General features: G+C 62.8%; 27 protein-coding genes and 1 pseudogene. 9 read left to right on the forward strand and 19 right to left on the reverse strand.

Annotated elements, in window-relative coordinates:
* Window positions 1–117 (forward strand): annotated as a pseudogene (locus JJJ17_RS13390) (IS5/IS1182 family transposase); the annotation flags it as partial.
* 43 nt (window positions 118–160) lie between these two features.
* Here the strand turns inward: JJJ17_RS13390 and JJJ17_RS13395 are convergent.
* Genes JJJ17_RS13395 through JJJ17_RS13405 form a run of 3 tightly spaced genes read right to left on the reverse strand, consistent with a single transcriptional unit; the run spans window position 161 to window position 2,682 of the window.
* Window positions 161–1,180, reverse strand: coding sequence for a histone deacetylase family protein (locus JJJ17_RS13395; RefSeq protein ID WP_325168809.1), 1,020 nt, complete (start codon window positions 1,178–1,180; stop codon window positions 161–163).
* Window positions 1,180–1,725: a DUF924 family protein gene (locus tag JJJ17_RS13400; protein ID WP_325168810.1), complete on the reverse strand. Its 546-nt coding sequence runs from the start codon at window positions 1,723–1,725 to the stop codon at window positions 1,180–1,182. Before JJJ17_RS13400 ends, JJJ17_RS13395 begins: the two co-directional genes overlap by 1 nt.
* A 21-nt stretch (window positions 1,726–1,746) precedes the next feature.
* On the reverse strand, window positions 1,747–2,682 hold the full coding sequence (locus JJJ17_RS13405) for a pirin family protein (RefSeq protein WP_200687315.1): 936 nt from the start codon (window positions 2,680–2,682) through the stop codon (window positions 1,747–1,749).
* Between the two features lie 178 nt (window positions 2,683–2,860).
* On the opposite strand from JJJ17_RS13405, the gene JJJ17_RS13410 reads away from it, so the two are divergent.
* Window positions 2,861–4,375, forward strand: a complete 1,515-nt coding sequence (locus JJJ17_RS13410) for a VOC family protein (RefSeq protein WP_200687317.1) — start codon at window positions 2,861–2,863, stop codon at window positions 4,373–4,375.
* Between the two features lies 1 nt (window position 4,376).
* A complete protein-coding gene (locus JJJ17_RS13415) occupies window positions 4,377–4,706 on the forward strand; it encodes a GNAT family N-acetyltransferase (protein ID WP_200687319.1) in 330 nt (109 codons plus the stop codon).
* A gap of 72 nt (window positions 4,707–4,778) precedes the next feature.
* Here the strand turns inward: JJJ17_RS13415 and JJJ17_RS13420 are convergent, their stop codons facing one another.
* The gene (locus tag JJJ17_RS13420; protein ID WP_200687320.1) at window positions 4,779–5,459 is read right to left on the reverse strand and encodes a L,D-transpeptidase; all 681 of its coding nucleotides are present in this window, start codon (window positions 5,457–5,459) and stop codon (window positions 4,779–4,781) included.
* Window positions 5,460–5,682: 223 nt separating this feature from the next.
* Here JJJ17_RS13420 and dalA point away from each other — a divergent pair, with 223 nt between their 5' ends.
* The gene (gene dalA, locus JJJ17_RS13425; protein ID WP_200687322.1) at window positions 5,683–6,195 is read left to right on the forward strand and encodes a divisome-associated lipoprotein DalA; all 513 of its coding nucleotides are present in this window, start codon (window positions 5,683–5,685) and stop codon (window positions 6,193–6,195) included.
* An 87-nt stretch (window positions 6,196–6,282) separates the two neighbouring features.
* Window positions 6,283–7,032 carry a type I methionyl aminopeptidase gene (gene map, locus JJJ17_RS13430; RefSeq protein ID WP_200687324.1) on the forward strand — a complete coding sequence of 250 codons (750 nt, stop codon included), beginning with the start codon at window positions 6,283–6,285 and terminating at the stop codon, window positions 7,030–7,032.
* Between the two features lie 27 nt (window positions 7,033–7,059).
* On the opposite strand, the gene JJJ17_RS13435 is transcribed toward map, so the two are convergent.
* The 6 genes from JJJ17_RS13435 to hslO all read right to left on the reverse strand — a co-directional run bounded on the left by JJJ17_RS13435 (window position 7,060) and on the right by hslO (window position 13,481).
* On the reverse strand, window positions 7,060–7,575 hold the full coding sequence (locus JJJ17_RS13435; protein ID WP_200687325.1) for a L,D-transpeptidase family protein: 516 nt from the start codon (window positions 7,573–7,575) through the stop codon (window positions 7,060–7,062).
* Between the two features lie 66 nt (window positions 7,576–7,641).
* The gene (locus JJJ17_RS13440) at window positions 7,642–8,865 is read right to left on the reverse strand and encodes a class I SAM-dependent RNA methyltransferase (RefSeq protein ID WP_200687327.1); all 1,224 of its coding nucleotides are present in this window, start codon (window positions 8,863–8,865) and stop codon (window positions 7,642–7,644) included.
* Window positions 8,862–10,706 (reverse strand): ABC transporter ATP-binding protein, encoded by a 1,845-nt coding sequence (locus tag JJJ17_RS13445; RefSeq protein ID WP_200687329.1) that lies wholly within the window; start codon window positions 10,704–10,706, stop codon window positions 8,862–8,864. The genes JJJ17_RS13440 and JJJ17_RS13445 overlap by 4 nt, the downstream gene beginning before the upstream one ends.
* Window positions 10,703–11,863, reverse strand: a complete 1,161-nt coding sequence (locus tag JJJ17_RS13450) for a CCA tRNA nucleotidyltransferase (protein WP_200687331.1) — start codon at window positions 11,861–11,863, stop codon at window positions 10,703–10,705. The genes JJJ17_RS13445 and JJJ17_RS13450 overlap by 4 nt, the downstream gene beginning before the upstream one ends.
* Window positions 11,860–12,453, reverse strand: coding sequence for an NUDIX hydrolase (locus JJJ17_RS13455; protein WP_200687333.1), 594 nt, complete (start codon window positions 12,451–12,453; stop codon window positions 11,860–11,862). Before JJJ17_RS13455 ends, JJJ17_RS13450 begins: the two co-directional genes overlap by 4 nt.
* Window positions 12,450–13,481, reverse strand: a complete 1,032-nt coding sequence (gene hslO / locus JJJ17_RS13460; protein WP_200687335.1) for an Hsp33 family molecular chaperone HslO — start codon at window positions 13,479–13,481, stop codon at window positions 12,450–12,452. The genes JJJ17_RS13455 and hslO overlap by 4 nt, the downstream gene beginning before the upstream one ends.
* A gap of 172 nt (window positions 13,482–13,653) precedes the next feature.
* Here hslO and JJJ17_RS13465 point away from each other — a divergent pair, with 172 nt between their 5' ends.
* The gene (locus tag JJJ17_RS13465; protein ID WP_200687336.1) at window positions 13,654–14,103 is read left to right on the forward strand and encodes an NUDIX domain-containing protein; all 450 of its coding nucleotides are present in this window, start codon (window positions 13,654–13,656) and stop codon (window positions 14,101–14,103) included.
* A 22-nt stretch (window positions 14,104–14,125) separates the two neighbouring features.
* On the opposite strand, the gene JJJ17_RS13470 is transcribed toward JJJ17_RS13465, so the two are convergent.
* The 5 genes from JJJ17_RS13470 to JJJ17_RS13490 all read right to left on the reverse strand — a co-directional run bounded on the left by JJJ17_RS13470 (window position 14,126) and on the right by JJJ17_RS13490 (window position 18,701).
* Window positions 14,126–15,382 carry a PP2C family protein-serine/threonine phosphatase gene (locus tag JJJ17_RS13470; RefSeq protein WP_200687338.1) on the reverse strand — a complete coding sequence of 419 codons (1,257 nt, stop codon included), beginning with the start codon at window positions 15,380–15,382 and terminating at the stop codon, window positions 14,126–14,128.
* 116 nt (window positions 15,383–15,498) lie between these two features.
* Window positions 15,499–16,746, reverse strand: coding sequence for a threonine ammonia-lyase IlvA (ilvA, locus tag JJJ17_RS13475; RefSeq protein ID WP_200687340.1), 1,248 nt, complete (start codon window positions 16,744–16,746; stop codon window positions 15,499–15,501).
* Between the two features lie 52 nt (window positions 16,747–16,798).
* Window positions 16,799–17,533: a hypothetical protein gene (locus JJJ17_RS13480; protein WP_200687342.1), complete on the reverse strand. Its 735-nt coding sequence runs from the start codon at window positions 17,531–17,533 to the stop codon at window positions 16,799–16,801.
* A gap of 115 nt (window positions 17,534–17,648) precedes the next feature.
* Entirely contained in the window at window positions 17,649–17,828 is a 180-nt protein-coding gene (locus JJJ17_RS13485) for a hypothetical protein (RefSeq protein ID WP_200687343.1), read from the reverse strand.
* A 102-nt stretch (window positions 17,829–17,930) separates the two neighbouring features.
* A complete protein-coding gene (locus tag JJJ17_RS13490; protein WP_200687345.1) occupies window positions 17,931–18,701 on the reverse strand; it encodes a hypothetical protein in 771 nt (256 codons plus the stop codon).
* A 105-nt stretch (window positions 18,702–18,806) separates the two neighbouring features.
* On the opposite strand from JJJ17_RS13490, the gene JJJ17_RS13495 reads away from it, so the two are divergent.
* From JJJ17_RS13495 to JJJ17_RS13505, 3 genes are all read left to right on the forward strand, one after another.
* Window positions 18,807–20,033, forward strand: coding sequence for an argininosuccinate synthase (locus JJJ17_RS13495; RefSeq protein WP_200687347.1), 1,227 nt, complete (start codon window positions 18,807–18,809; stop codon window positions 20,031–20,033).
* Between the two features lie 346 nt (window positions 20,034–20,379).
* Window positions 20,380–20,913 (forward strand): molybdopterin adenylyltransferase, encoded by a 534-nt coding sequence (gene mog, locus JJJ17_RS13500; RefSeq protein ID WP_200687349.1) that lies wholly within the window; start codon window positions 20,380–20,382, stop codon window positions 20,911–20,913.
* A gap of 140 nt (window positions 20,914–21,053) precedes the next feature.
* Window positions 21,054–22,241: an HPP family protein gene (locus tag JJJ17_RS13505; RefSeq protein WP_325168811.1), complete on the forward strand. Its 1,188-nt coding sequence runs from the start codon at window positions 21,054–21,056 to the stop codon at window positions 22,239–22,241.
* 174 nt (window positions 22,242–22,415) lie between these two features.
* Here JJJ17_RS13505 and JJJ17_RS13510 read toward each other — a convergent pair whose 3' ends face one another.
* From JJJ17_RS13510 to JJJ17_RS13525, 4 genes are all read right to left on the reverse strand, one after another.
* Window positions 22,416–22,649, reverse strand: a complete 234-nt coding sequence (locus tag JJJ17_RS13510) for a ribbon-helix-helix domain-containing protein (RefSeq protein WP_200687351.1) — start codon at window positions 22,647–22,649, stop codon at window positions 22,416–22,418.
* The gene (locus JJJ17_RS13515) at window positions 22,642–22,824 is read right to left on the reverse strand and encodes a DUF4169 family protein (RefSeq protein WP_200687353.1); all 183 of its coding nucleotides are present in this window, start codon (window positions 22,822–22,824) and stop codon (window positions 22,642–22,644) included. Before JJJ17_RS13515 ends, JJJ17_RS13510 begins: the two co-directional genes overlap by 8 nt.
* Before the next feature lie 142 nt (window positions 22,825–22,966).
* Window positions 22,967–24,361, reverse strand: coding sequence for a class II fumarate hydratase (fumC, locus tag JJJ17_RS13520; protein ID WP_200687355.1), 1,395 nt, complete (start codon window positions 24,359–24,361; stop codon window positions 22,967–22,969).
* A 94-nt stretch (window positions 24,362–24,455) separates the two neighbouring features.
* On the reverse strand, window positions 24,456–25,364 hold the full coding sequence (locus JJJ17_RS13525; protein WP_200687357.1) for a dihydrodipicolinate synthase family protein: 909 nt from the start codon (window positions 25,362–25,364) through the stop codon (window positions 24,456–24,458).
* Window positions 25,365–25,378 lie beyond the last annotated feature (14 nt).

Consider the following 25,378-nt stretch of genomic DNA (forward strand, 5'->3'; position numbering starts at 1 on the left):
AACAAGCTGAAAAACAGCCGCCGGCTGGCAAACCGCTACGACAAAACTGCAGACAGTTTCCTCGGCTTCGTAGACGTCGCCTGCATCAGGCTATGGCTCCGCCATTCGTCAACATGACCTAGATGTACCACCTAGGGATGAGTTGCGGTTCTTGGCTTCGCTAGGTCCACGGACGCAGGAATGCCTCGATATTGTCGCGGAGGTCGTTGGACAGATAGCCGCCTTCCTGCACGATTACCGTGGGCAGGCCCGCCGCCCGGATAAGCTCGGCGGCGCGGGTGAAGGCGGCTGTCGTCACCTTCATTCCCTTGAACGGGTCGTTTTCATGCGCGTCCAGCCCAAGCGCCAGAACCAGAACGCCGGGTTGAAAATCGGCGATCCGGGCCAGCGCCTTGTCGATGGTGGCGAGCCACAGATCGTCGCCGCTACCTTGCGGCAAGGGCAGGTTGAGGTTGAAACCTTCGCCCGCGCCTGATCCGGTTTCATCGGCATAGCCAAGGAAGAACGGATAGAAATTCGACGGATCGGTATGGACGGAAACGGTCAGCACATCGGCGCGGTCGTAGAAAATCTCTTGCGTGCCGTTGCCGTGATGAACGTCGATGTCCAGCACAGCAACGCGTGGATGTATATCCAGCAGGGATTGCGCGGCGATGGCCGAATTGTTCAGGAAACAATGCCCGCCCGCATTATCCGCCGTCGCGTGATGGCCGGGCGGGCGGCACAGCGCGTAGGCGGCGGGCGCACCATCGCGCACCGCAGCCGCAGCGGCCAGCGCGGTATCAGCCCCGCGCAGGGCGGCGGCCCATGTGTGTTGGCCCAAGGGGCAGCCGGTATCGGACAGATGCCAGCCCGCGCGCCCGGTAATGCCTGCGGGATAATGGTGGCGGTCCTTTTGCGGATGCAGGTTCGGCACCACCTCTGGCCCGGCATTGGGCATCTTTTGCCACTCGGCCCATGCGGTTTCGAGGAAGGCCAGATAGTCCGGCGTATGCACCTGCCGGAGCGCAGCCTGATCCGCCACGGGAGGTGATTGCGGCGTCAGGCCCAGACGCGCGAGCCCGGCCAACAGGCGATGAGCGCGTTCGGGCAGTTCCTTGTTGGTCGAGGGCACGCCCCGCAGCATCCAGAACTGCGGGTCATGAGCCTCGGATTCGGGGGCGTAGAAGACCGGCAGCATCAGAAGCCGGTATGGGTTTTCAGAAACTCGGTCTCTTCCGGGGTGTTCTCGCGACCCAGAACTGCGTTTCGATGCGGGAAGCGATCAAACTCTTTGACGATATCACGATGCTCGACAGCGAATTTCAGGCTGTAGTCACTGCCCAGTGCCTCATAGAGCTTCACGCATCGTTCCTGATCGGCCAGATCCTCGCTATGCATGAAGGGCAGGTAGAAGAAGGTCCGCGCATCCTCATCCACCTGCTGGTCATAGCCGCGATCCAGCGCCTCGCGCGCATATTCCAGCACAAGGTCGTTGCTTTCGAAGCTGCGCGGAGAGCCGCGGAACATATTGCGGGGAAACTGGTCCAGCGTGATGATCAGCGCCAGCGCGTCATCGGCATTGTCCAGCCAGCCGGGCAGTTTTCCCTGTGCCGCCGCCTCATAGGTCTCGCCGAATTCGCTGATGATCTTGCGGTCGATCTCTTCCGATTTGTCGAACCAATAGGGCTTCATCTCTTCCGAGAACCAGAAGCTGCGGATGGCGTCGGGGGTTTTGATCGTCACGGGTCTCTCCTTAATCGGGCCTTAATCGGGCAGCGGGATATGTTCATCGCGATCATCGGGCGGCAGGTCGAATTGTCCCAAGCCCCAACGTTCCTCGCGCCATTCGCGTTTCGCCTCTTCGATCTTTTCGCGGGACGAGGCGACGAAGTTCCACCAGATGTAACGCGGCCCGCCCAGCGTCTCGCCGCCAAGCGCCATCAGCCGGGCGCCGCGGTCGCCCGACTGGACGGTGATCTGATCGCCGGGGCGGAAGATCATCATCTGCCCGGCCTGAAATTCCTGCCCGGCAATGGTGACCGAGCCTTCGGTGATATAGATGCCGCGATCCTCGTGATCGCTTGGCAGCGGAAACAGGGTGCGCGGTTGCAGGACCACGTCCAGATAGAAGGTGTCCGAATACAGCGTCGCCGGGGCGGTTTCGCCATAGGCGCGGCCAAGAATCAGCCGGGCATTGATGCCCTGATCGGCGATCTCGGGCAGTTCTTCCTTGCCGTGATGTTCGAAAATCGGGGTCATATCCTCGCAATGTTCGGGCAGGGCGATCCATGTCTGGATGCCGAACAGACTGTGCGGACCCGCGCGACCCTCGGCAGAGGTGCGTTCGGAATGGGTGACGCCCTTGCCCGCCACCATCCAGTTCAGCGCGCCGGGGCGGATGATCTGATCGCTGCCGATGCTGTCGCGGTGGTGGAAATCGCCGCGATAGAGATAGGTGACCGTGCCCAGCCCGATATGCGGATGCGGGCGCACGTCGATGCCCTGGCCGGTCAGAAACTCGGCCGGGCCGGCCTGATCGAAGAAGATGAACGGGCCGACCATCTGCCGTTTCGGGGCGGGCAGGGCGCGGCGCACCTCGAACCCGCCCAGATCGCGGGACCGGGGAATGATCAGCGTCTCGATGGCGTCGGTGCCGATTTCGTCGGGGCAACCTGGCGTCAGCGCGGGGTTCCAACTCATCACGCTTCTCCTTGATTGGCTTCGCGTCGCTGTGATCAATGGTATGTACGAAAGAGGTCCGGGGCCAAGGGGGAAAGCGTTCGGGATCGCCGAACGCGGGGTTGCGGCCCGTCCCGATGGCGCCCGGCAGCGGGGAACCGCATCTTTGCAGAGTTCGTTCAATGAAGGCAGGAGTGTCATGACCAGCGGTATCCATCACGTAACGGCCCTTACCCGCGACGTTCAGGCGAATGTCGATTTCTGGATGGGTTTCATAGGGTTGTCGCTGGTCAAGCAAACCGGCGGCTTCGAGGATGCCGAACAGTTGCACCTGTTTTACGGCGATCCCGAAGGCAATCCCGGCAGCCTCATCAGCTTTCTGGTCTGGCAGAAGGGCGCAACAGGGCGCGTGGGCCACGGACAGGTGGCCGAAATCTCGTTGGCGATCCCGCGTGGCCGGATCGGCGACTGGCTGACCCGCGCCATGCAGCAGCGTCTGCGGATCGAGGGCCCGTCGCGCGAATTCGGCGAGCCGGTGTTGCGGCTGAAAGACCCCGACGGGATCATCGTCAAGCTGGTCGGCACCGATATTCCCGATACCGGCTGGCCCGCCGCGCCCACCCGGCTGCGCGCCGTCACCATCTGGAGCGAGGTTCCCGAACAGACCGTCAGCTTCCTTGGCCGCTTCGGCTATCGTCAGGATGCGGTCGAGGGTGGCGTGACGCGCCTGATCTCGGACACGGATGTTCTGGATATCCGCGATGCCTCGGGCTTCGTGCCGGGCATTCAGGGGACTGGGGTGATCGATCACGTCGCCCTGCGGGTGGCCGATGTCGATGAGCTTGAGGAAAAGCGGGTGGCGCTTGCCGGTCGGAATGCGGGCGATGTGACCTGGCATGACCGCAAGTATTTCACCTCGCTTTATGTCCGCGAGCCGGGTGAGACGCTGATCGAGATCGCGACGGACGGCCCCGGCATGGCCATTGACGAAGCCCCGGATCAGCTTGGCCGCAAGCTGCTGATCCCGCCACATTTCGAAGACACGCAGGATCTGCGTGTCCGGTTACCGCAATTTGCCCGACCGGGCGAGGAGAGGATTCCCATGAGAGATCTACCTTTCGTGCATCAACTGCGTCAGCCCGACGCGCCCGACGGATCGGTGATCCTGCTGCTGCACGGCACTGGCGGGAATGAAACCGACCTGATGCCGCTGGCCCATCGCATCGCGCCAAATGCGACGCTGCTGGGGCTGCGTGGCCGTTCGACCGAAGAAGGCATCGCGCGGTTCTTTCGCCGCAATTCGATGACCACCTTCGATCAGGACGACATCAAGTCCGAGGCCGAGGCTTTCGCAGGCTTCTGGGAAGGCGCGATCGCGGCCTATGGTCTGGACCCGGAAAAGATCACCGTGATGGGATATTCCAACGGCGCGAACTTTGCCGGGGCGGTGATGGCCTTGCATCCGGGCCTGATCCGGCGCGCGATCATGCTGCGACCGATGGCGGTTCTGGACGATCTGCCGCAGGTCGATCTGGCCGGGACCAAGATGCTGACCGTGACCGGCGCGCGCGACCCCTATGGCCCCTATGCGCCGCGCCTGAACGAATGGCTGGCCGCGTCCGGGGCCAATCTGGACGCCCGCGTGGCCGAGGCCGGGCATGAATTGTCGCAGGCCGATCTGAGCATTGCCGAAGAGTGGATGAAAGGTGAGTGAGATGAGTGAGATTACGGTAACCAAGGAAGACCTCGACGGGCGGCATGGCCGATATGTTGCCCGGGTCGAGGGCATCGATGCCGAGGCCGAACTGGTCTTCACCAATCGCGGCCCCGGAAAGATCAGCGCCGATCATACCGGCGCGCCCGACGCCCTTCGCGGCACGGGTGCTGCTGCTGCGCTGGTTCGGGCATTGATTGACGACGCGCGCGAGAACAGCTTCGTGATCATCCCGCTGTGCCCCTATGTCCGGGCGCAATATGCCAAGCACCCGGAATGGGCGGACGTGTTCACCACCAAGCCCGGCGAAGACCCCGAATTGCCCGGTTGAAAATCAGCCTGAACCGCAAACAAAAAGAGGCCGCATTGCGGCCTCTTTTTCGTTCAGCGGGTCGGCAAGTGGTCAGAGGACCAGAACCTGCGTCCCGATCTTCGCCAGTCCGAACAACTGGGCGATATGTTCGTTGTAAAGCCCGATACAGCCGTTCGAGGATTTCCGGCCGATCTTGCGCGTGTCGTGGGTGCCGTGGATGCGGTAATACTGCCAGCCCAGCCACAATGCATGGGTGCCCAAGGGATTGTCCGGTCCGGGCGGGACGAAATCCGGCCATTCCGGGTTGCGGGCCTTCATCTCGGGCGTGGGCGCCCAGCTTGGACCCTCGACCTTCTTGATGATTTCGGTCCGGCCGGTCCGCGTCAGGTCTGCGCTGACCGGGATCGAGGACGGATAGACGTGATAGATGCTTTCATCCTCGGACCAGTAATGCACCGCGCGCGAGGTGAGATCGCACAGGATCGCACCATTGGTCAGGTTCGAGAAATGCGGCCGCCAGTCCTGCGCATGGAAGCTGGAGATATTGTGCCGCTGATCGGCGGCGCTGTCGTATTGCACCTGACCGGCATCCGGCGTCGCGCCCATCGTTGCGCCTGTCGCACCGTCATAGGTCGGACCGCCGCCATAGATGGGCTGGCCGGTATAAGGGTCGATCTGCTGCGCAAAGGATGGCAACGCCAGACCGGCTGCGCCAAGCGCTACAGCCGAGCCAAGGAAAGCACGACGATTCAGAGCAGGTGATTTGCTCATCGGAGAATGTCCTTCGTTCGGAACAGCCGTTCTTACGGACGGCCTTGCTACTCTGCCTCAAGGGGTTGGATTTATATAGTCTGCCCGCGCGATTCCGGCAATTCAAACTGAAGCCGGCTTGCAACGCTGCCACAACCTTCGCTGCTCACGCATTATTGCGTTTGAAGGGCGAAGGGCCATTCGGTAGATCTTGCGGCAAAGAAAAGCGAGGGATGGCGACTAGATGTTGAATTTCAAGGTGATTGCGACACTGTCGCTGGTCGGACTGACGGCCTGTGCACCGCGCGGCGTCCCGCAACTGACGCCGGACGGGCAGCCGCTGCCGGTTTCCCATGCCATCGATGCCCGAGAATCTGAGGTAATTCCGCAGCGCGTGTTGCAGCAAATCAACACGTTGCGGGGGAATGTTGGGTCTTCGCAGCTTATGCTGAACCCACAGCTTTCCGCGGCGGCGATGGCGCATTCGCGGGATATGTCGGCGCAGAACCGGGCGTGGCACTGGGGCTCGGACGGGTCTTCGCCGCTGGATCGCGCCCGGCGGCAGGGATATATGGGCCATATCATCGGCGAGAATATCTCGGAAACCTATGAAAATGACATCCAGACGCTGAATGCGTGGATGACCATGCGGGACACCCGCGACATCATCATGGACCCGGCGGCGACCAGTCTGGGTCTGGCCTGGTATCAGGAACCCTCGGGCAAGTTGTGGTGGACGCTGCTGACCGGCAGTTGAGCCGTTGATCCCGACCGGAAACAGCCCCGCTTTGACGGGGCTTTTCTTTTTCGTAAGAATGCCGGGTCGTTTCAGGAAAGGCAGCGCATGACCATCACCCAACAGGAAGAGCTTGAGGGCATGAAGGTGATCGGCCGGATCGTCGCCAATACCATGCGCGATATGGCGAAAGCGATCGAGCCGGGAATGACGACCCGCGAGTTGGACCAGATCGGTCGTGACATGCTGGAGCGCGAAGGCGCGGTCCCGGCGCCGGAATCGACCTATGGCTTTCCGGGCGCCACCTGCATCAGCGTGAACGAAGAGATCGCCCATGGCATCCCCGGCGACCGGGTGATCGCGGCGGGGGATTTGATCAATATCGACGTGTCTGCCTCGAAGGACGGCCTTTATGCCGATACCGGCGCGACCTGGCGGGTAGGGCAGGTCAGCCCGGAGCTGGACCGGTTGTGTCGCGACGGCAAGCGGGCCATGCAGATCGGTATAGACCAGGTCGGCAGCGGCAAGCCGATTTCGGGGATCGGCAAGGCCATCGGGCGCTTTGCCTCGGCGCGCGGCTATACGCTGATCTGCAATCTGGCGAGCCACGGCGTTGGCCGGTCGTTGCACGAATATCCGCAGGAGATCGCGACCTGGCCCGACAACCGTGACAAGCGCCGCATGAACAGAGGTCTGGTGCTGACGGTCGAGCCGTTCCTGTCCAAAGGCGCGCTTTGGGCGAATGAGGGCGATGACGGCTGGACCCTTTACGGCGAGCCGCCCGCCCCGGTCGTTCAATATGAACATACGGTGGTCGTGACCGATCGCGGAGCGATGGTTCTGACCTTGCCGGGCTAGGCGCGGCCCGCCCGGCGATGCGGTTGATCAGGCGTTGATCACCACCGGGATACCGCCCTGCACCATGGCGAAGATCTCTTCGATTTCTTCGTCCTTCACGGCGATACAGCCCGCCGTCCAGTCGCGGTTGTTCGGCGCGAAGCGATTGCCTTCCGGCCCCCAGCCATGGATGAAGATGTCCCCGCCCGGCCTGCGACCCACGGCTGTCGCAAAGGCACGGTCCTGATCGTTCGGATAGGACACACCGACCGACAGATGATAGCGGCTGCGCGGATTGAAGCGGTCGATGAAATAGACCCCTTCAGGCGTTTTGCCGTCGCCTTCGAACTGCTTGTGACCGACCGGCTGGTTGCCAAGGCCGATATCGTAGGATTTCAACACGGTCTGACCGCTCAGCAGATACATTCTGCGCGGGCCTTTATTGACCACGATCTGCGTGACGGGGGGGCCGCTATAGCCCCGGAACTTGGATTCCGGCTTTCCACACGCCGCCAGCAGAGCCAGCAGCGAAAAGGTCACCGTTCGTCGGTCTGCGCGATACATCACTGCCTCTGACGTTTCTTCGGTTTTTTTATTCTCTACCGAATAGCATAGAATCCAGTGATTTGACTAGCTTCTGGCAAATTTCGCGACAATTTCGACATGCGGCGACCAACGGAACTGATCCACGACGGAAAGATTTTCCAGCTTAAACCCGCCATCGGCGAGAATCTGCGCATCTCTTGAGAAATTCACCGGATCGCAGGCGACGAAAGCGATGCTTTGGACGCCGGATTTCGTGATCTGATGGCATTGCGCCTCGGCCCCAGACCGTGGCGGATCGATCACAATTGCGTCAAAGCGGTTAAGCTCGTCGGGCAGAAGCGGGTTGCGGGCAAGGTCGCGAATCTCGGTGGTGACGCGGTTCAAGCCCGGCGCGGTGCGCCATCCCGCATCCAGCGCGGCCAGCGGCGTGCCCAGCCCCTCGACCGCGTGAACCTGCGCCCGCGCCGCCAAGGGCAGGCTGAACGTGCCACATCCGGCGAACAAATCAACGATCCGGCTGGCTCCTTCGGTGTGGCGCATGACCCCGTTCAACAGCGCTACCTCGCCCTCGGCGGTCGCCTGCAGAAACGCGGCGGGCGGCGGCACAACAAGCGCGCGGCCAAAGGGCAAAGCGGGCGTTCGGCGGGTGATCGGCTGACCGTCCCAATCAAGCCGCGCCAGATCGCCTTCTTCGGCCAAAGCCGCGAGCGTCTGGAACAGCGCCGCATCCATCGGCTTGCCGCCTGTCACCGCCACGTCCAGCCCGGCAGGCCCGTGGATCACCGTCAGTGTCAGTTCGGCAGAGCGTGACACGCCTGCCACGACGATCCGTCGCAGCAGGGGCAGCGCTGCCGTGATCTCGGGCCGCATGACGTGGCAATCGGTCAGATCGACGATAACCTCCGAGGCGCGGGCGTGAAAGCCAAGCAACGCGCCCTTCTTCGTCCGCCGCCCCGACAGGACCGCCCGCCTGCGCGAGCGCGGGGGCGAGACATGAAGCGCCTCGACCGTCGCGGCCAACCCGCGCGCCTCAAGCGCTGCGACGACCACCTGCCGCTTCCAGTCGGTCGTGAACCCTTCCGAGGCATGCATCAGCGAACAGCCCCCGCAGGCGCGGAAATGCCCGCAGATCGGCTTCACTCGCTGCGATGACGGTGTCACGATCCGCGGCGCGGCAATACGGCCATCGACCGCCTCGCCCTCAATCTCCTCGCCGGGCAGGGTCAGGGCGGCCAGCGCGCGCCCGTCCTCGCCGACTGCGACGCCGTCCCCCTTGCGGCCCAGACGTTCTACGCGCCAGAGGCTCATTCCGCGGCCTCCTGCGTGCCAAGGAAGCCGCCCGACTGACGGTTCCAGTAGCGTGCATAAAGCCCGTCCAGCGCCAGCAATTCCTCATGCGTGCCCTGTTCAACGATCTCGCCTGCATCCATGACGATGATCCGGTCCAGCTCGGCAATGGTGGACAGCCGGTGCGCAATCGCCAGCACCGTCTTGCCCTTCATCGCGCGGGAAAGCGCGGTCTGCACCTGCGCCTCGACTTCGCTGTCCAGGGCGCTGGTCGCCTCGTCCAGCACCAGAATGGGTGCATCCTTCACGAAAGCGCGGGCCAATGCGATCCGCTGCCGCTGTCCGCCCGACAGCTTCACCCCCCGCTCGCCCAGATGCGCGTCATAGCCCCGCCGTCCGGTGAAATCGCGCAGGCCAAGAATGAAGTCATGCGCTTCGGCAGCGCGCGCGGCGGCCTCGATCTGTTCCTGCGTGGCGTCGGGGCTGCCATAGCGGATATTGTCACGGGCCGAGCGGTTGAACATCGCCGTTTCCTGCGTGACCATCGCGATCTGGCGGCGCAGGCTTTCCTGCGTCACCTCGCGGATGTCCTGCCCGTCGATACGGATGCTGCCCTTTTCAACGTCGTAAAGCCGCAGCAGCAGTGCCACCATTGTCGATTTCCCCGCACCCGAGGCACCGACGATGCCGATCTTCTCGCCGGGTTTCACATGCAGGTCGATCCCGCGCAGCCCACCTTCGTCGCGGCCATAAGCAAAGCCCACATGGTCGTAATCGACCCGCCCCTGCACCCGCGACAGCGCGTTGGCGCCGGGCTTGTCGGTCAGCGAATGTGGCGGCGACAGCGTTCGCATGCCGTCCTCGACCTCGCCGATACTGCCCCACATACCCATCAGGGCCATGCTGACCCATCCGGTCATCTGCGACAGCCGCATCGCAATCGCGCCCGAAGTCGCCACATCGCCCGGCGTTGCCAGCCCGTCGCGCCACAGGATGATCGAGCCGCCGACAAGGATCACTGGCAGAATGCCCGCGATGATCATCAGCGACGCCCGGAACGCGCTGCTGATCACGCCGAAATCCAGCGCCCTTTCGCGAAAGCCCGCCATCGCGCTCAGCGCTTCGCGGTCCTCATGCTCGGCATGCGAGAACAGTTTGACCGTCTTGATATTGGTGATCGTATCGACGACCTGCCCGGTCACCATCGCCCGCGCCGAAGCCCGTGCCCCGGATTTCGAACGGATGCGCGGCAGGAAGAAGCGGATCAGCCACAGATAGGCCAGCAGCCACAGGATCAGTGCCACCGCGCCCCATCGATCGACGCCGACCAGAAAGGCCACCGAGCCAAGGACCGAGGCCAGCGCAAAGGCCACCACGTTGACCATCTCGGTCGCGACATCGGTGACGGCGCGGGCGGTCTGCATCTGCTTCTGTGCCAGCCGCCCGGCGAAGTCGTTGTCGAAGAAGGTGACGGAATGGCCCATGGTCCAGCGATGGATGCGCGACAGGACCAGCGGCATGATGTTCGGGCCGACGATCACGCTGGAGGTCGCGGTCGAGAAGCCGAAGATGATCGGGCGGATGATCAGGAAGAAGCCGGCGAAGATGGCAACGGCCATGGCGCTGTCGGCCCAGAACGTCTCGGCACTGCCGGAAGCCACCGCATCGACGACGATGCCCAACAGCACCGCCGCCCCGACATCTGCCGCCCCGCCAAGGGCCGAGGCCACCGCCGCCAGCGTCAGCCCGCCCCACGCGCCGGACAGGCACCACCGAAAAAACGCCAGAAGCGTATTCGGCGGCGGGCCGTCCGCCGGGCGGAAGGCGTCGATCATGCGGCCAAGACGTTGATGCAGGCTCATTCTTCCTCTCCGGCAAGCAATGCGGCGTCGATCAGCGCCGGTGCGGGGGTCTTGAAGCCGCTTGCGATCCACAGCGCTTCGGCGGCCTGCAATCCACGCCCGATCGCCTTCCCGGTCAATGGCGGTGACAGATCCCGCGCCGAGATCGGCAAAGGCGACGAGGCCGCATCCGCCAACCGCTCGCGCCAACCTTCGGGCAGCGCCTCGCCCTGCGCAATGTGGATCAGCGCCAGATCCGTCGCGGTCTCAAGCCCCAGATGATAGCCTGCCGCGTCAAGCCCCGGTTTCGCGGCGATGGCGTCGCTCAGCACGGCCTGCGCCTTTGCCTCGCCCCGTGACAGCCGCAGCATCCCGGCAGGATCATCCGCACCAAGCGCGGCCAATCTGCGTGACCAGTTGGGCGGCGCATCCTCTTCAGCAGCGATCAGCGCCGCAAGATGTGACGGATCGGCGCCAGGCAGGATCTGGACCAGCACCCCGGTCTGGGCCATCAGTGCAATCGCAGGTGCGGGATTGGGTGCCGACAGCAGTTTGCGCATTTCGGCGCCGATACGCTCTTTCGCGATCCGGTCCAAACCGGGGCGCAGTTCGGCGCAGGCGGCGATGGCCTCGGGCTGGGCCTCGCGGCCATACCACGCCAAAAAGCGGAAGAAGCGCAGGATGCGCAGGTAATCTTCAACGATCCGCGCCTTGGGGTCGCCGACGAAACGCAGCCGACCGGCGTGCAGATCGGGGATGCCACCGACCGGGTCGATCACCCGGCCCGTGCGATCCGCGTAAAGCGCGTTCATGGTGAAATCGCGCCGCGCTGCATCCTCGGCCAGTTCGCCGGAAAAGGCGACGGTGGCGTGGCGGCCATCGGTTTCGACATCGCGGCGGAAGGTGGTGACCTCGAAGCCAATGCCCTCACTGACGACGGTGACGGTGCCGTGGTCGATGCCGGTCGGAACCGGCTTCAACCGTGCCGCGCGGGCAAGTGCGACCACTTCTTCGGGATGGGCATCGGTCGCGATGTCGATATCGTCTACCGTGACGCCCAGCAGCGCATTCCTGACCGCCCCGCCGACCAGATAGGCGCGGTGCCCGCCTTGTTCGATCATGTCCAGAACCGCGATCAAGGCGGGATCGGACAGGATGGTTGCAGGGATCACGGTCATGCGCGCACCCGTTCGGCCAGTCCCAGCAGCATCCGTGCCGTTGCGCCCCAGAGATAATAGGGACCATAGGGTGCGATGTAATAGCTGCGCCACTGGCCTCGCCACGGGCGTCGCTCGATCCGGTAGCTGGCGGGATCGGCGATATGCGAGAAGGGCAGGGTGAAGATTTCGTCAACCTCGCCGGGTTCGCGGCGGGGGGTGAAGGGACCCCGGATCAGACCGACCAGAGGCGAGATCAGAAAGCCCGTCACCGTGCTGTGCGGTGGCAGATGGCCGATGATCTCGACGGCGTCGGGCTGAAGCCCGACCTCTTCCCAGGCTTCGCGCAATGCGGCAGCGGTCTCGTCGGCGTCGCCGGGATCAACCTTGCCGCCGGGCAGCGAGATCTGACCCGGATGGTGACGCAGGCCCGAGGCGCGTTTGGTCAGCATCAGCCGTCCGTCGTCGGGATGGAATGCCGCCAGCACCCCGGCGGGGCGCAATGTCCCCGCCGGCGGTGCAAATTCAGGGTTCAGGTCAAAGTCCGAACTGGCCGTTGCCGGTTGCGACAGCGCCTTTCGCAAGATGTGTTCAGACCACTCGACCGTCACTTCTCTGCCTTGTCCTCGCTGTCCACGGATTCCAGCGGCTTGCCTTCGGCATCGACCGTCGCCTCGAAACCAAGGCTCTGCGGATCGAATTCGTAATGCGCGCCACAGAACTGGCAATCAGCGGTGACGATGCCGTCGTCGGTCGTCATATGCGCGATATCCTTGGCCGAATAGATCGACAGCGTGTCGCGCACCCGGTCCGACGTACAGGAGCAACCGAATTCCACCCGCTGCGTGTCAAAGACCCGCGGGGTTTCCTCGTGGAACAAACGCAGCAGCAAATCGGTCGGCCCGATCGAAGGACCGATCAGTTCCAGCACCTCGACCGTATCCAGCAGGATATTGGCACGGTTCCAGTCCTCGGATTCCGCGCCCTGCAGGATGTCCGCAGCTTCGATCAGACCGCCTTCACCGCTGCCGCCTTTTCCAGCGTCCATCGGCTCACCGGGAAGCGTTTGCAGCATGACGCCGCCCGCACGCCAATGCCCGGCCTCGCCCGACAGGCGCGAATAGCCGCTGGCAAGCTGGAACCGGGCCGGCAACTGCTCGGACTGCGCGAAATAGGTCTGCGCACAGGCCGACAGAGAACCGCCGGTAAGCGGGGTGATGCCCTGATAAGGCTGCGTGCCTTCGCCCTGATCGATCAGGATCGCGAAATAGCCTTCGCCGATCTGGTCGAACGGGGCGCTGTTATCCAGCCGGTCGGCGTCGAAACTGGCCCATGCGCGGATGCGGGCGGGCTTGTCGTCAGCTTCGGGTGCGTAAAAATCGGCGGCGATCGTGCGGATCGCGCCGCTGCCACGGACCTGCAGGCTCAGCTTCCAGCGCAGTTTCATCGTCGGGCCGATCAGCGCCATCAGCAGCGCAAGTTCGGCCACCAACGCACTTACCGGGGCGGGATAGTCGTGGCGCGAGAGGATATGGTCCAGCACGCCATCCAGCCGCGCGATGCGGCCGCGGATGTTCGAGCGGTCCAATTGGAACGGCAGAACCGTGTCGTCCCAGGCGATCTGGTTGATTTTGCTCATGGCATATCCTTGAAGACTCTTGTGGCCAGCGCAAGGGCGGCCTGTTCCCGCCCAATATAGGGTATTCGCGCGCGATCCCAAGGGGCCAGCCCGGCAGTGCCCGGCTTCCCCCGTCCCGCTTTCCGCAGTAGAGGGAACGGGTTCAGGGAAAGAGTTGCAGGACGGGGCGACGATGATACCAAGATACGGCAATGCGCCAAGGCCGGGCCTGCACTATCGTCGCCGACCGGGCGCCTATGCCATTCTGTATCGCGATGGTCGTTTGTTGCTGACCCATCAGGCCCAGCCCGAACCTGAATTTCAGTTGCCGGGCGGCGGTCTGGACCCCGGCGAGAACGGGATCACGGCGCTGCATCGCGAGGTCTTCGAAGAGACCGGCTGGTCTATCGGAGAGGCGCGGTATCTGGGCTCCTATCGCCGGTTCTGCTTCATGCCCGATTATGGTTTTCACGCCGAAAAGCTGTGTCAGATCTGGTTGGCCCGTCCGTTGCGCCGGCTGGGCGAGCCGTCGGAGATCCATCACCGCGCTGTCTGGATGACCCCGGATCAGGCGGATACGGCGATTGTGGACCCCGGATCGCGCGCCTTTCTGCGGCACGCGCGGTCTTTAAGGGGCTGGTGACGATACGACGCCTTGCGCCCTGTCAGCGTCGCGGGAAAGCGACTTGTTCGCCCGAGCCCTGATATTCGATCAGCAGGGCGGAAATGTCGTCCTGTCTTTCGCCATTGCAGAATTCCGATACCGACCACGCCATCGATTCAAGGAAGGAATGCCCCGACAGATAGGCGTTCGTGTGCATGATCGCATTCAGCCCCTTATCCCCCAAAAGCGTACCGTTACGGTCCTGTGCCTCGACAATGCCATCAGAGCAGAGCAACAGCCGGTCGCCCGGTTCAAGCTGGACCTCGATCTCGTCGAAGACAGGGTTTTCCATAAGCCCGATCGGCATGCCGCCGATGCCAAGGCTTTCGATCTCTCCTGATTTGCGATGCAGCAGGGGCAGGGGATGACCGGCCAGAACCATATTCATCCGGCCCGTGACATGGTTCAGTTCGCCGTAAACCATAGTGAAATAGGTATCGGTCCGCATCTCCTCCAGCATCATGTTGTTGAAGAAATGCGCCAGCGAGGACGGCGGAGCAGCGGCAGAATTCGTCTGCGCAGCGCGAAGCGCCACGTTCTGTTCGGATGAGCCGGAAAGATGCACGGATAGCTGCGCCGTCAGCAGCGCCGCCGCGACACCATGGCCGGATACGTCCAGCGCATAGAGGCCGACACGATCCTTGCCGATGGGAAAGAAGCCCACCAGATCGCCACCGATATGACCGGCTGGACGCAAAAGCACCGACATGTGCATCTGCCCGAACCGCCCGGTCCGTTCGCGGACAAGACCCTGCTGCAGCTTGCGGGCGTCGCGCATATCACGCTCCATCGCGTCCTGCGCCTGCCGCAATGTTTGCAGTGTTTCGTTCAGCCGGGCATTGCTGTCGCGCAGTTCGCTTTCGATCCGCAACACCCGTTCGCCCGCCATCAGGCGGGTCAGAAGCTGGAACGGCGCAATCGGGGTCGTCAGCACATCATTGACGCCGATCTCCAGCACGCGGGCGATTTCGGAATGCGCTCGCGCATAGGTCATCAGGATGACATAGCCATAGCTTTTGCGGGGCAGATCGCGAAAGGCGAGGTACAGTTCCGGTCCGGTAAGGCCGGGCAAATCCCAGTCTGCCACTAGAAAATCCGGATCGACGCGACGCGCCATCGACAGGGCTTCTGCCCCGGAATCCGCCTGCAGGACGTTGTAGCCGGATGCGGAAAGCTGCGACCGGAGAAGGTGACGCCGATCGGCATTGTCATCGACCAGAAGAACCGTCCTGACATTGTCCGGAGCGGTCTTGGTCATGTGGAGCGAGGAGGAGGACTGATTCGCGTTTTTCATACACCCGTCTTACGCCCAGGGCCGTAAATATCGGGTAAATCGCGGCCCGTGACGGGGCCGCGAGATGCGATCAGATAGGGTCAGACCAGAAGTTCGGCCAGCAACTCATCGTTGGTGATGTCGCGATAATCGAAACCGGATTGCTTCATCCGTTGGGTGAAGGTGGTCAGGTTCGAGGGATCGTTCGTCTCGATCCCGATCAGGATCGAGCCGAAATTCCGCGCCGATTTCTTCAGATATTCGAACCGCGCGATATCGTCATGCGGACCCATCAGCTCCAGCAGATCGCGCAAAGCTCCGGGGCGTTGCGGAAGGCGCAGGACGAAGTATTTCTTTATCCCGGTAAAGCGCAGCGCGCGTTCCTTCACCTCGGGCAGGCGTTCGAAATCGAAATTCCCGCCCGAACAGACGCAGACCACGTTCTTGCCTGCCAGATCGCCCAGATCCTCCAGCACATCGACGGCGAGCGCGCCTGCCGGTTCCAGAACGATCCCCTCGGTGTTCAGCATTTCCAGCATGGTGCGGCAGATACGATCCTCGGGGGCCAGATGCACGTCCGAGGGACGGAAGCGGCGAAGGATTTCAAACGGCAACGCACCGATCCGGGCGACGGCCGCGCCATCGACGAAATTATCAACCGCGGGCAGGGCGACGGGGGCACCCGTCTCCAACGCGGCCTGAAGGCTGGCTCCGCCCAAAGGCTCGGCAAAGGCAAAGCGGGTGTCCGGCGAAAGCTCTGCCAGATAGCGGGTCACGCCTGAGGCAAGCCCGCCGCCGCCGACCGGCAGCACCACCAAATCCGGCGCGGTGCCAAGCTGTTCAAGCATTTCCAGCGCCACCGTGGCCTGTCCCTCGATCACATCCAATGCGTCGAAGGGCGACAGGAAGGTCGCCTCGTGTTGGACCGCAAAAGCCTGCGCGGCGGCGAGGGTCTGGTCGAAATAGTCGCCGGTCAGGACAATCTCGATTGCGTCGCCGCCGAAAATCTTGGTCTTGTCGATCTTCTGCTTCGGCGTGGTGACCGGCATGAAGATCGTCCCCTTGGCGCCGAAATGGCGGCAGGCATAGGCCACGCCCTGAGCATGGTTGCCGGCGCTGGCGCAGACGAAATGCGCGTTGGTCGCGGCACCGGGGTGGACCTGTTTGCGCATGGCGTTGAAAGCGCCGCGCAGCTTGTAGCTGCGGACGGGGGTCAGATCTTCGCGCTTCAGCCAAATGTTGGCGCCATATTTCGCCGACAGATGGTCGTTGCGCTGCAACGGGGTAGGCTCGAACAGGTCGCGAAGCGCGGCCTCGGCCTGACGGACGGAGGCGACAAAGTTTTCCATGGGTCAGCCCATGCCGCGAAAGTGCGGCTTTGGCAAGGCCCGCCGCAACGGATCAGCGCAATGGCCTGCCTTTACCGTAATATCCGTAAAGCGTCGTCACCAGACTGAGTTGGATTATGACGCTGACCATCAGCCAAAGCAGCCGATAGCCCGCCAGTGCGACCAGCAGCATCTTTGAAGGCAGGTGGTCGGTATCGGGGAAGAGGACACTGAGCAGAATATCTTCGGTCGTGGTCGCAGTTATCCCCGCCACCATGACGATGACGGCGATCAGGGCCAGGGTGCCCCGCGCCCCGCTGCCGCGCCGGAAGACTTGTTGCAGATGCTCGCCAATCGCAAGGCCGGGCAGTTGCGAGAACAGGTAGAGGCTGAGGATCGTCACCACCAGATACACCGCCAGCATATAGGCCGAGGCCCAATACCACCAGCCGGGCATGCCGAAGGGCACGATATGCGTGGCCAGCGTGCCAGCGAAGAAAAGCAGCGCGCCAAGGATCAGCAGGAAGGGGATGCACATGATCCCATAGCTCAGCATCTCGCGAAAATGCACGGGTGGGACCCAACCGATCTGTGCGCTCAGCAGGATTTTCCGATGAAAGTTGACCGCGCTCCATAGCAGGCAGAAAGCGCCGATGGCGATCAGCGTGACAATGCCCAGCTTCGGGGAATAGCCGATAGGATCGGCAGACATCACCATCAGCGTCATCACGAATGCAGCGATCATGATGAAGCATGGCAGCAGGAATATTTTCAGCGTCTGCAGGAAATCCACAAAGATCTCCAGCACGGCATTCTTTAAAATTCGGAGCGCAAGCATCGGTAAATCGCCGTTTTTTCAGGACAATGTCCCGGCTCAATCTATCGGTGAGGGCGCTGCTGCGCGATAAGAGGATTTTGGCCGATCATGAAACCGCCGATGCTGCACCTTTCGGCGTCACCGATCGATAGATGGCGATAAGCAGGATCATACTCGACACGGCGTTGCTGCCCTTAGGGATGCCCAGAAACTCCAACCCCTCGTCAGGAAGCATCGAGCCGTCGCCAAAGAAGTCGAGCAGTTGCAGCAGCCAGATAAGCGCCATCAGGTGCAGGACTTGTCAGGGCTGACGAATGACCTGCCTGATGGCATCCCCGACCAGATCACCGGCGCTGACAGCTTGTATGATGCGGTCCTTTGATGCCTGTCAGCGCAGCTCACGTTTCTCGACGAAATAGCCGTAAAGGGTGGTGAGGATCGACAGGCTCAACAGCATCCAGAACCAGTAAGTGACCAGTTGCAAGACCAGCGTCGGTATGACCCCCAGACCAAGGTTAAAGATCAGGATGGAAAACAGATACCGATCGAACAGTAACTGAAGTGCCGTCATGAAAAGTGCGAGGGCAAGGAGCGTGCCCGTCGCCCCGATGGTTTCGCGCCACGCGATGGTGATAGGTTGTTGAGCTCCGATTGCCGCAGCCGGAAGACCGATCGACAGGCGCAGGACCAGGGTCATCAGAAGCGCCGCGAAGATCAGATTGATCAAGACGGTCGCTGCCAGGCCTAACTGTAACATACCCAGAAGCGCACCCGCGACGAAGCCGAACGCCAAGAGGACCGGGATAATGATAAGCCCGATGGCAAGCATTGAAATCGCATATTTCCAGACCGGGCGACCCTTGAAGCCCGGCAGCAGACCCTGCCGTTCATGCAGCAGCACGTATCGGTGCCAATTCACCGCGATCCAGATGGTCGTCAGTGCGAAGATCAGCGCAAAGGCAATAATCGGCAGGATCATATCGCCGAACGTGCTGATCTGCGTGGCATCGATCTGGGGCTTCCGCGTGGTAATGAAAGCAAGAGCTCCTGCGCCTGCAAGAACCTGCAACAGCATTGGCAAGAAAGAGATCGCCAGCGCCTGCCGCCAGTTGCCGATCAATTGCAGAAAGGAATGTTTCAGTATGCGGAGCGCCAGCATGGTAAGATCCTGAATGAATGTCGCAAAGCATTATCTGTCGCATGCTCTTGTGACAACGCGCGAATGGGCCTATTCCCTGCGAAAATTCGACAAAGGGTAAACCGCATGTCCGACGCGCCGAAAAAAGTCGTCCTTGCCTATTCGGGCGGGCTCGACACCTCGATCATCCTCAAATGGTTGCAGACCGAATATGGCTGCGAGGTCGTCACCTTCACCGCCGATCTGGGGCAGGGCGAGGAACTGGAACCGGCCCGCGCCAAGGCCGAGCTTTTGGGCATCGCGCCCGAGAATATCCATATCGAAGATCTGCGCGAAGAATTCGTCCGCGATTTCGTCTTCCCGATGTTCCGCGCCAATGCGCTGTATGAGGGGCTGTATCTGCTGGGCACCTCGATCGCGCGGCCGCTGATCTCGAAGCGGCTGGTCGAACTGGCACATCAGCACGGCGCCGATGCCGTGGCGCATGGCGCGACCGGCAAGGGCAACGATCAGGTCCGGTTCGAGTTGTCGGCCTATGCGCTGGACCCCTCGATCAAGGTGATCGCGCCGTGGCGGATCTGGGATCTGACCTCGCGCACCAAGCTGATCGAGTTTGCCGAAGCGAACCAGATCCCGATTGCCAAGGACAAGCGCGGTGAGGCGCCGTTCAGCGTCGATGCGAACCTCTTGCACACCTCGTCCGAGGGCAAGGCGCTGGAAAACCCTGCCGAGGCCGCGCCGGATTACGTCTATCAGCGCACCGTCAACCCCGAGGATGCGCCGAACGAGCCTGAATTCATCGAAGTCACGTTTGAAAAGGGCGATGCGGTCGCGATCAATGGCGAGGCGATGTCGCCCGCCACGATCCTGACCCGCCTGAACGAGCTTGGCGGCAAGCATGGCATCGGTCGTCTGGACTTCGTCGAGAACCGTTTTGTCGGCATGAAATCACGCGGGATTTACGAAACGCCGGGCGGCACCGTGCTGTTGGAAGCGCATCGCGGCATCGAACAGATCACGCTGGATAGCGGCTCGGGCCACCTGAAGGACAGCCTGATGCCGCGCTATGCAGAGCTGATCTATAACGGCTTCTGGTTCAGCCCCGAACGCGAGATGCTGCAGGCGCTGATCGACAAATCGCAAGAGCATGTCTCAGGCACGGTGCGTCTGAAGCTTTACAAAGGTCTGGCGACCTGCGTGGGTCGCTGGTCCGATCAGTCGCTTTACTCCGAGGCTCATGTCACCTTCGAGGACGACGCTGGCGCCTATGATCAGAAGGACGCGGCGGGCTTCATCAAGCTGAACGCGCTGCGGCTGAAGCTGGTGGCGAACCGGAATGCGCGGGTAAAATAAGCCCGCCTTTACCGACACAGAACCCCGCCAGCCCAAGCTTGGCGGGGTTTTTCTTTGGCTGCATCTCACCAAACCGCTTCGTTCAAGAGAGAGTTCGCCCGGAATCAAGTCGCCTTCAGGCGACGCCGGGCAGTGCCCGACCGCCCGGACGGGCGGGCACTTCGGTGAGGTTTCGCACTACAGAAAAGTTCGACGGGGTGGCACGATAAAGTGTCAAATACGAGCGTTGCTGTGCCCACCCGCGGTCGGGCAATGCCCTCAGCTCTCTTGAGCCGAAGTCGCAGCGGCACTTTCCTTTCCCGCGCCTCTCCGCCAGACTTTCCCTGTCCCAACGAAAGCTGTTCGCATGACCCGTCCCGCCCGTATCGCCATCCTCACCGTCTCGGACCGTGCCGCGCGCGGTGAATACGAGGACAAGGGCGGTCCCGGCGCCGAAAGCTGGCTTCGCGAGGTGATCACCTCGCCGATGGAAATCGCCCGCCATATCGTGCCCGATGGTCGTGAGGGTGTCGCCTCGAAACTGCGCGAACTGGTCGAGCACGGCGCGGACCTGATCCTTGTTACCGGCGGCACCGGCCCCGCGCCGCGTGACCAGACGCCCGAGGCTGTCGCGGATGTCGCCGAGAAAGAGCTTCCCGGCTTTGGTGAGGAGATGCGCCGGGCCTCGCTGGCCGAGGTGCCGACGGCGATCCTGTCGCGACAGACGGCGGTGATCCGCGATGCCGCGTTGATCATCACGCTGCCCGGCAAGCCTTCGGCCATCGCCACCTGCCTGAACGCGGTCTTCGCAGCGGTGCCCTATTGCCTCGACCTGATCGGCGCGGCGCGGATCGAGACCGACCCGCGACAGGTGAAGGCGTTCAGACCGGGCGAGAAGTAGCAGCGGTTCCCGATCCTTCGCGGGCCGTCGCGCAGTCATGTCGTGGCTGGATGACGGAACGACGTTCTGATGCCTTGCAATCCTCGCGGATGCGGGGATAACGGCGCATCTGAACGTGCCTCATAAAAGAGCAATCTGCCGTGGTTCTGCTTGCGAAAAGTGCATTGAAGGCGATTGGGCCTGTCATCCCGGCAGGTTCATGGGTCGAGGCCCTGCGGGCGGGTTTGGGCGCGCTGGTGGGCCTGAGCGTTGCGGTTTTGCTGGTCTTTTCGGTGCAGGTCGATCTGCAGCTGGGATTGTATCTGATCGCGCCGTTCGGTGCCTCGGCGGTGCTGCTTTTTGCGGCACCGAGTTCGCCGCTGGCACAGCCATGGTCCACGGTGGTTGGCAGTTCTATCGCGGCGACGGTTGCGGTGACGATCTGCCTGCTGGTGCCCGAGCCGATCTTCCGGGTGCCGCTGGCGGTGGGCGGCGCGATCACGGCGATGATCGCGGCGCGGGCGATGCATCCGCCGGGGGGCGCGGTGGCGATGACCGTCGCGCTGAGCCCGGATGTGGTGCGTGAACTGGGTTATTGGTTCGTGCTGAGCCCGGTCGCGCTTGGAACGGCGGTGCTGGTTCTGGTGGCCATTCCCTATGCGCGGATGACGGGGCGTCGCTATCCGTTCCGGCAGTTCGATGATCCCAATGCGCGCGGCACGGTTGATCATGAGCCGGTCGAGCGGTTGGGGCTGACCGAGGAGGAACTGACGGGCATTCTGACGCGCTACCGGCAGTCGCTGAACCTTGGGGTCGAGGATCTGGCGCGGCTGATCGCAGCGGCGGAAATTCAGGCGGCGGGGCGCAGGGCGGGGCCGTTGGAGGCGCGGGATATCATGTCGCGCGATCTGGTGACGGTGGGGCCGGATGCCACGCTGACCGAGGTTGCGGATCTGTTCCGGCGGCACGGTTTTACCTCGTTGCCGGTGGTCGCGGCGGATGGGAATTTTCTGGGCGTGATCTTTCAGATTCACCTGATCCGTAAGGCTCGGGACGAGGGTTTCGGTCATCGCGAGCGGTTCTCTGTCGCGATGACGCGGTTGCTTGACGGAGCGCGCGACAAGCCGGTTCTGGCCTCGGAGGTGATGGCGGTGAATGTCCCGCAGACCCAGCCGGATGCGCCGATTTCCTCGCTTCTGGCGAAGATGGCGGATGGAAGCTGCGATGCCGTGCCGGTGCTGGATGGCGGGCAGATCGTGGGTATCGTCACCCGGACCGACCTGATCGCGGCGCTGGCGCGGTCGAGCCTTGATGTGCCGATTGCCGAGGACGAGGCGGCGGCCATTTGAGCCCTGCGCAACGGGTGCGGGCGTTGCATTCGGTATTTTTGCAACGAAGAAGCGGCTGTGTGGTTTAGTCCAGCAAATGCTGGGTGTTTTGCTGCACGGGGCGTACACCGCGCATGCACAAGGCGTACACAGGCTGTACACAGCTTGCGAACGCTGGGTGTTGCGTGGGGATGTTCAGTCGCGCTGAACTTCGGCCAGAACGAAAAGGCGGAGCGCGGTGGCAAGGCCAACCTCGGGCTGGCGGGCATGGTCGATTGCGGCGATCAGATTGCCGCGCGTCACCCCGCGCTGGCGGGCGAGTTGTCCGAGGATCAGCCAGAATGCGTCCTCAAGAGAGACCGAAGTGCGATGGCCGTCGATCGTCACCGAACGCTTGATCGGCGGCGTCAGGGGCGGCAGGTCAATCATGATCCTGCTGCCGGTGGCCCTCATGCTGGCGGGTGGCGCGTTCTGCCTCGGCCTTGCGAGCGTTGCGTTCGGATTTGGCCTCGCCGAACTTCGCCGCATTGGCATCGCCTGCCGCCCGTCGTTCGGCGCGGTCGCGTTGTTTGCGGACCTGTTTCAGATTGACGATCTTGTTCATGTCTCGACCGGCGGCGGTGGCGTCTGCGTCAGGGTAACAGGAAATCCGTGCGAAATCCAAGCGCGCGGGGCGGTGGCATGATTTCGCAGGAAAAAGGCGCGGCCGTTTTGACAGCCGCGCCCGGTCAGGTGCCGGAAGAAGATCAGCCTTTCGGGCCGATCATGTCCTCGGGGCGAACGATGCGATCGAAGGTTTCTTCGTCCACAAAGCCAAGCGCGACCGCCTCTTCCTTCAAAGTGGTGCCGTTCTTATGCGCGGTCTTGGCGACCTTGGTGGCGTTGTCATAGCCGATGGTGGGAGCCAAAGCCGTCACCAGCATCAGCGATTCCTTCATCAGTTTGTCGATCCGGGCGATGTTCGCCTCGGTCCCGACGACCATGTTGTCGGTAAAGCTGGACGCCGCATCGCCCAGCAATTGCATGCTTTGCAGCACGTTATAGGACATCATCGGGTTATAGACGTTCAGTTCGAAATGGCCCTGCGATCCGGCAAAGGTCACCGCCGCGTCATTGCCCATCACCTGCGCGCAAACCATGGTCAGCGCCTCGGCCTGGGTCGGGTTGACCTTGCCCGGCATGATCGACGAACCCGGTTCATTCTCGGGCAGGATCAGCTCGCCCAGACCCGAACGGGGGCCGGAACCCAGCAGGCGCATGTCATTGGCGATCTTGAACAGCGATGCCGCCACCGTCTTCAGCGCGCCCGAGAAGAACACCATCGCGTCATGGGCGGCCAAAGCCTCGAACTTGTTCGGCGCGGTGACGAAAGGCAGGCCGGTGATCTTGGCGATCTCGGCGGCGATTTCGCTGTCCCAGCCTTTGCGGGTGTTGAGCCCGGTGCCGACCGCGGTGCCGCCCTGCGCCAGTTCGTAGATGTCGGGCAGGGCCAGCTTGACCCGCTCGATCCCCTTGGCGACCTGATGGGCATAGCCGCCGAATTCCTGGCCCAGCGTCAGCGGCGTCGCATCCTGCGTATGGGTGCGGCCGATCTTGATGATGTCCTTGAACTCATTCGACTTTGCGACCAGCGCCTTGTGCAGCTTTTCAAGGCCGGGGATCAGCACGTCGCGGGCCATCATGCCGATGGCGACATGCATGGCGGTCGGGAAGGTGTCGTTCGAGGACTGGCCCATATTCACATGGTCGTTCGGATGGACCGGCTTTTTCGAGCCAAGCTCACCCCCCAGAATCTCGATGGCGCGGTTCGAGATGACCTCGTTCGCGTTCATGTTCGACTGCGTGCCCGAGCCGGTCTGCCAGACGACCAGCGGGAAGTTGTCGTCGAACTTGCCTTCGAAAACCTCGGTCGCGGCCTGTTCCATCGCCTTGCCGATGCCGGAGTCCAGATCGCCATGCGCCTGATTGATCCGCGCCGCCGCCAGCTTGATCGCGCCAAGCGCGCGAATGATCGGCACCGGCTGACGTTCCCAGCCAATCGGGAAGTTGATGATCGAGCGCTGCGTCTGCGCGCCCCAGTATTTCGAGGAGTCCACCTCGAGCGGGCCGAAGCTGTCGGTTTCGGTGCGGGTGTTGGTCATCGCTATATCCCTCGCGGTTTCGCCGGGGTTTTAGCCCCCCGGCGCGGGATCTGCAATTCGTATGCCAATGTATGCTGGCGCTATCATGCGCCGGTCAGGCTGCATTCAAGGTCGAAAGCGCCTCTTGCAGGGTGGCATGTTGGTCCTGTGGCAGCGGCTGGATCGGCAGCGGGGGCTGGGCGGTCGTGATGCCCAGCAGATTGGCTGCCGTATAGACGACGCGCAGGCTGCCATATTGCCGGAACAGCGCCCAGAGCGGCGAGAAGCAATCTTGCAGGCGTGCGGTCTGAGCCGCGTCGCCCCGCATCGCGGCATGGGCCAGTTTCAGGGTCGGTTCCGGCAAAAGCCCGGCGATGACGCTGAACCAGCTATCCGCCCCGGCCAGCAAGGCGTCGGGGCATTCCCAGTCACCGCTATAGCCGATGATGAAGCCGTCCGGCAGGTCGGCACGAAGGTTCGCGATCTCGACCTCGAAACCGCCATCGGCGGGCAGGGGCATCTTCACCGCCTCAATCGTCGGCAGCGCGGCGAGGCGTTGCAGCAGGGCGGGAGTGAAGGTGAAATGCGTGGTCGAGGGGTTGTTGTAGATGCAAAGCGGCAGGTTCGTCGCCCCGGCAACCGCGGCGTAATGGGCCAAGACCTCGGCCTCGGTCAGGGGCGTGTAGGACATGGGAGCCATCAGCAGACCATTGGCACCGGCGTCGTCGGCATGGCGGGCCAGTCTGACCGCATCATCGGTCCGCAATGTGCCTATGCCGACGATGACCGGAAGCTGTTCGCCGATCTGGTCGATGGCGGCCTCTGCGGCCAGCATCCGTTCGTCCGGGGTCAGATAGGCATAGGTGCCGGTGCTGCCCAGAATGCAGATGCTGTCGAGGCCGTGGCCGTCAGCGCGGGCGCCCGCAAGATGTGCAAGAAGGCGGCGGAAGGCGTCGGCATCCAGTTTGCCGACCGTATCCGTGGGGGTCAGTGGAAAGCCGGACAAGCCATTGAAAATGCCCATGACGTTGGCCGAAG

It is taken from the genome of Paracoccus caeni (assembly GCF_016629665.1).
Taxonomy (GTDB): domain Bacteria; phylum Pseudomonadota; class Alphaproteobacteria; order Rhodobacterales; family Rhodobacteraceae; genus Paracoccus; species Paracoccus caeni.

Excerpts from the sequence above, each read along its gene's own strand:
- JJJ17_RS13405 (WP_200687315.1), bottom strand. The coding sequence starts at position 2,682 with ATGAGTTGGAACCCCGCGCTGACGCCAGGTTGCCCCGACGAAATCGGC.
- JJJ17_RS13485 (WP_200687343.1), bottom strand. The coding sequence starts at position 17,828 with ATGGCGCTTATCTGGCTGCTGCAACTGCTCGACTTCTTTGGCGACGGC.
- JJJ17_RS13415 (WP_200687319.1), top strand. The coding sequence starts at position 4,377 with ATGAGTGAGATTACGGTAACCAAGGAAGACCTCGACGGGCGGCATGGC.
- JJJ17_RS13435 (WP_200687325.1), bottom strand. The coding sequence starts at position 7,575 with ATGTATCGCGCAGACCGACGAACGGTGACCTTTTCGCTGCTGGCTCTG.
- hslO (WP_200687335.1), bottom strand. The coding sequence starts at position 13,481 with ATGAGCAAAATCAACCAGATCGCCTGGGACGACACGGTTCTGCCGTTC.
- map (WP_200687324.1), top strand. The coding sequence starts at position 6,283 with ATGACCATCACCCAACAGGAAGAGCTTGAGGGCATGAAGGTGATCGGC.
- JJJ17_RS13445 (WP_200687329.1), bottom strand. The coding sequence starts at position 10,706 with ATGAGCCTGCATCAACGTCTTGGCCGCATGATCGACGCCTTCCGCCCG.
- JJJ17_RS13410 (WP_200687317.1), top strand. The coding sequence starts at position 2,861 with ATGACCAGCGGTATCCATCACGTAACGGCCCTTACCCGCGACGTTCAG.
- mog (WP_200687349.1), top strand. The coding sequence starts at position 20,380 with ATGACCCGTCCCGCCCGTATCGCCATCCTCACCGTCTCGGACCGTGCC.
- JJJ17_RS13470 (WP_200687338.1), bottom strand. The coding sequence starts at position 15,382 with ATGACCAAGACCGCTCCGGACAATGTCAGGACGGTTCTTCTGGTCGAT.
- dalA (WP_200687322.1), top strand. The coding sequence starts at position 5,683 with ATGTTGAATTTCAAGGTGATTGCGACACTGTCGCTGGTCGGACTGACG.
- JJJ17_RS13495 (WP_200687347.1), top strand. The coding sequence starts at position 18,807 with ATGTCCGACGCGCCGAAAAAAGTCGTCCTTGCCTATTCGGGCGGGCTC.
- fumC (WP_200687355.1), bottom strand. The coding sequence starts at position 24,361 with ATGACCAACACCCGCACCGAAACCGACAGCTTCGGCCCGCTCGAGGTG.
- JJJ17_RS13525 (WP_200687357.1), bottom strand. The coding sequence starts at position 25,364 with ATGGGCATTTTCAATGGCTTGTCCGGCTTTCCACTGACCCCCACGGAT.
- ilvA (WP_200687340.1), bottom strand. The coding sequence starts at position 16,746 with ATGGAAAACTTTGTCGCCTCCGTCCGTCAGGCCGAGGCCGCGCTTCGC.
- JJJ17_RS13465 (WP_200687336.1), top strand. The coding sequence starts at position 13,654 with ATGATACCAAGATACGGCAATGCGCCAAGGCCGGGCCTGCACTATCGT.
- JJJ17_RS13515 (WP_200687353.1), bottom strand. The coding sequence starts at position 22,824 with ATGAACAAGATCGTCAATCTGAAACAGGTCCGCAAACAACGCGACCGC.
- JJJ17_RS13510 (WP_200687351.1), bottom strand. The coding sequence starts at position 22,649 with ATGATTGACCTGCCGCCCCTGACGCCGCCGATCAAGCGTTCGGTGACG.
- JJJ17_RS13395 (WP_325168809.1), bottom strand. The coding sequence starts at position 1,180 with ATGCTGCCGGTCTTCTACGCCCCCGAATCCGAGGCTCATGACCCGCAG.
- JJJ17_RS13440 (WP_200687327.1), bottom strand. The coding sequence starts at position 8,865 with ATGAGCCTCTGGCGCGTAGAACGTCTGGGCCGCAAGGGGGACGGCGTC.
- JJJ17_RS13420 (WP_200687320.1), bottom strand. The coding sequence starts at position 5,459 with ATGAGCAAATCACCTGCTCTGAATCGTCGTGCTTTCCTTGGCTCGGCT.
- JJJ17_RS13450 (WP_200687331.1), bottom strand. The coding sequence starts at position 11,863 with ATGACCGTGATCCCTGCAACCATCCTGTCCGATCCCGCCTTGATCGCG.
- JJJ17_RS13490 (WP_200687345.1), bottom strand. The coding sequence starts at position 18,701 with ATGCTGGCGCTCCGCATACTGAAACATTCCTTTCTGCAATTGATCGGC.